General features: G+C 70.7%; 2 protein-coding genes. Both read right to left on the bottom strand.

Annotated features, from left to right (window positions below; genetic code table 11):
• On the bottom strand, window positions 1-2465 hold a 2465-nt coding region (acnD, locus tag AC1D15_RS22615), incomplete at its 3' end, for a Fe/S-dependent 2-methylisocitrate dehydratase AcnD (protein WP_477827733.1).
• A 15-nt stretch (window positions 2466-2480) separates the two neighbouring features.
• The coding region (gene prpC, locus AC1D15_RS22610; RefSeq protein WP_477827732.1) for a bifunctional 2-methylcitrate synthase/citrate synthase at window positions 2481-3514 on the bottom strand (1034 nt) is incomplete at its 5' end.

Genomic DNA, 3514 nt, shown 5'->3' with positions numbered 1-3514 from the left:
CCGGGGGTGCGTTCGCCCTGCACCTCATACGTCTCGGTGCCATCGAGCCCGAGCGTCAGCCGCGAGGTGCCGGGCGGGAACTCCAGCGGCAGCACGCCCATGCCGATCAGGTTGGTGCGGTGGATGCGCTCGAAGCCTTCGGCCACCACCACCTCGACACCGGCCAGGCGCACGCCCTTGGCCGCCCAGTCGCGCGAGCTGCCCTGGCCGTAGTCGGCCCCGGCGATGATGATCAGCGGCTGCCGGCGTTCGAGGTAGGCCTCGATCGCCTCCCACATGCGCACCACGCGGCCCTCCGGCTCGAGACGCGCGAGCGAGCCGGTGCGCACGCTGCCATCGTCGGTACGCACCATCTCGTTTTTCAGCGTCGGGTTCGCGAAAGTGGCGCGCATCGCGGTCAGGTGGTCGCCGCGGTGCGTCGCGTAGGAGTTGAAATCCTCCTCCGGCAGGCCCATCCGCGCCAGGTACTCGCCGGCCGCCGAATCCGCCCCGATCGCGTTCGACGGCGACAGGTGGTCGGTCGTGATGTTGTCCGGCAGGATCGCCAGCGGCCGCAGGCCGGTCAGCGTGCGCGGGTTCGCGGCCAGCGCGCCCATGCCTTCGCGGTCCCAGTACGGCGGGCGGCGGATGTAGGTCGATTGCGGCCGCCAGTCGTACTGCGGACTCACGCGCTCGCGGCTCTCGGCCGCGATGGCGAACATCGGCTCGTAGACCTGCCGGAACATCGCCGGCTGCACCGACGACTGCACCAGCGCATCGATCTCGGCATCGTCGGGCCACAGGTCCTGCAGCCGGATCTCGCGGCCGTTCACCACCGCGAGCACGTCGCGCTCGATGTCGAAGCGGATCGTGCCGGCGATCGCATACGCCACCACCAGCTGCGGCGAGGCCAGGAAGGCCTGCTTCGCATGCGGATGGATGCGGCCGTCGAAGTTGCGGTTGCCCGACAGCACGGCCGTGGTGTACAGGTCGCGCTCGAGGATCTCGTGCTGGATCGCCGGGGCCAGCGCGCCGCTCATGCCGTTGCAGGTGGTGCACGCGAACCCGACGATGCCGAAGCCCAGCGCCTCCAGTTCGGGCAGCAGGCCGGCCTGCTTCAGGTACAGCTCCACCGTCTTCGAGCCCGGCGCGAGCGAGGTCTTCACCCACGGCTTGCGCACGAGGCCCAGCCGGTTCGCGTTGCGCGCCAGCAGCCCGGCGGCGATCACGTTGCGCGGGTTGCTGGTGTTGGTGCAGCTGGTGATGGCCGCGATGACCACCGCGCCATCGGGCATCAGGCCCTGCGCCTCTTGCGCACGGGCCTGGTCCAGGTTGGCCGCGATGCCGCGCTCGGCCAGCGCGCTGGTGGGCAGCCGGCGGTGCGGGTTCGACGGGCCGGCCATGTTGCGCACGACGCTCGACAGGTCGAAGCGCAGCATGCGTTCGTAGCGGGCGTCCGCCAGCGTGTCGGCCCAGAAGCCCGCCGTCTTCGCGTACGTCTCGACCAGCTTCACCTGCCCGGCCTCGCGGCCGGTCAGCCGCAGGTAGTCGAGCGTCTGGCCGTCGATGAAGAACAGCGCCGCGGTGGCGCCGTATTCGGGGCACATGTTCGAGATGGTCGCGCGGTCGCCGATCGTCAGGCCCTGCGTGCCGTCGCCGAAGAACTCCAGGTAGGCGCCGACCACCTTCTGCTGGCGCAGGAACTCGGTGAGCGCCAGCACGATGTCGGTGGCAGTGATGCCGGGCCGGCGCCAGCCGGCCAGCTCGACGCCGACGATGTCGGGCAGGCGCATCCACGACGCGCGGCCGAGCATCACGTTCTCGGCCTCCAGCCCGCCGACGCCCACCGCGATGACGCCCAGCGCATCGACGTGCGGCGTGTGGCTGTCGGTGCCGACGCAGGTGTCGGGGTAGGCCAGGCCGTCCTGCACCCAGACCACCGGCGACATCTTCTCCAGGTTGACCTGGTGCATGATCCCGTTGCCCGGCGGGATCACCTCGACGTTGCGGAAGGCCCGCTTCGTCCAGTCGATGAAGTGGAAACGGTCTTCGTTGCGGCGGTCTTCGATCGCGCGGTTCTTCGCGAAGGCCTGCGGGTCGTCGCCGCCGCACTCCACCGCGAGCGAGTGGTCCACGATCAACTGCACCGGCACGACGGGGTTCACCGCGGCCGGATCGCCGCCCTGCGCCGCGATGGCATCGCGCAGCCCGGCCAGGTCGACCAGCGCGGTCTGGCCGAGGATGTCGTGGCAGACCACGCGCACCGGGTACCACGGGAAGTCGCGGTCGCGCCGGCGATCGATGAGCTGCAGCAGGCAGTCGTCGAGGATGGCCGGATCGCAGCGGCGCACCAGGTTCTCGGCATGCACGCGCGCGGTGTACGGCAGGCCGGCCCAGGCGCCGGCGCGCAATGCGTCGACGGCGGCACGGGCATCGATGTAGTCCAGCGCGGTGCCGGGCAGGCGCTTGCGGAAGGGGGAACTCATGCGCGGTGGTCTTGCTCAGCTGCGCTCGGCGATCGGCACGAAGGCACGGTCTTCGGGGCCGGTGTAGTTCGCGCTCGGCCGGATGATCTTGTTGTCCAGCCGCTGCTCGATCACGTGGGCGGCCCAGCCGCTGGTGCGCGAGATCACGAACAGCGGCGTGAACATCGCCGTCGGCACGCCCATCAGGTGGTAACTCACGGCACTGAACCAGTCGAGGTTGGGGAACATCTTCTTCGCATCCCACATCACCCGCTCCAGCCGCTCGGCGATGTCGAACATCTTCGTGGTGCCGGCTTCGGCCGAGAGCTGCCGGGCCACGCGCTTGATGACCACGTTGCGCGGGTCGCTGACAGTGTAGACCGGGTGGCCGAAGCCGATCACGAGCTCGCGCGCCTCGACGCGGCGGCGGATGTCGGCCTCGGCCTCGTCGGGCGTGTCATAGCGGTGCTGGATCTCGAACGCGGCCTCGTTGGCGCCGCCGTGCTTCGGGCCGCGCAGCGCGCCGATCGCGCCGGCCACCGCCGAATGCATGTCGCTGCCGGTGCCGGCGATCACGCGCGCGGCGAAGGTCGACGCGTTGAACTCGTGCTCGGCGTACAGGTTCAGCGAGGTGTGCATCGCCCGCACCCACGCGGCCGGCGGGCGCTCGCCATGCAGCAGGTGCAGGAAGTGGCTGCCGATCGAGTCGTCGTCGGTCTCCACCTCGATGCGCCGGCCCTGCGTGGCCCAGTGGTACCAATAGAGCAGCATCGAGCCGAGCGAGGCCAGCAGGCGGTCGGCGATGTCGCGCGCACCGGGCAGGCCGTGGTCGTCCTTCTCGGGCAGCGCACAGCCGAGCGCCGAGACGGCGGTGCGCATCACGTCCATCGGGTGGGCCGCGGCCGGCACGGTCTCGAGCGCGGCCTTCACGGCGGCCGGCAGCCCGCGCAGCGCCTTCAACCGGGCCTTGTACGCGCGCAGCTCGGCGGCGCCCGGCAGCCTGCCGTGCACCAGCAGGTGGGCGACCTCCTCGAATTCGCAGACCTCGGCGAGGTCGAGGATGTCGTAGC

It is taken from the genome of Rhizobacter sp. P2_H2, assembly GCF_056403375.1.
This window is presented reverse-complemented; position numbering and strand designations above follow the sequence as displayed.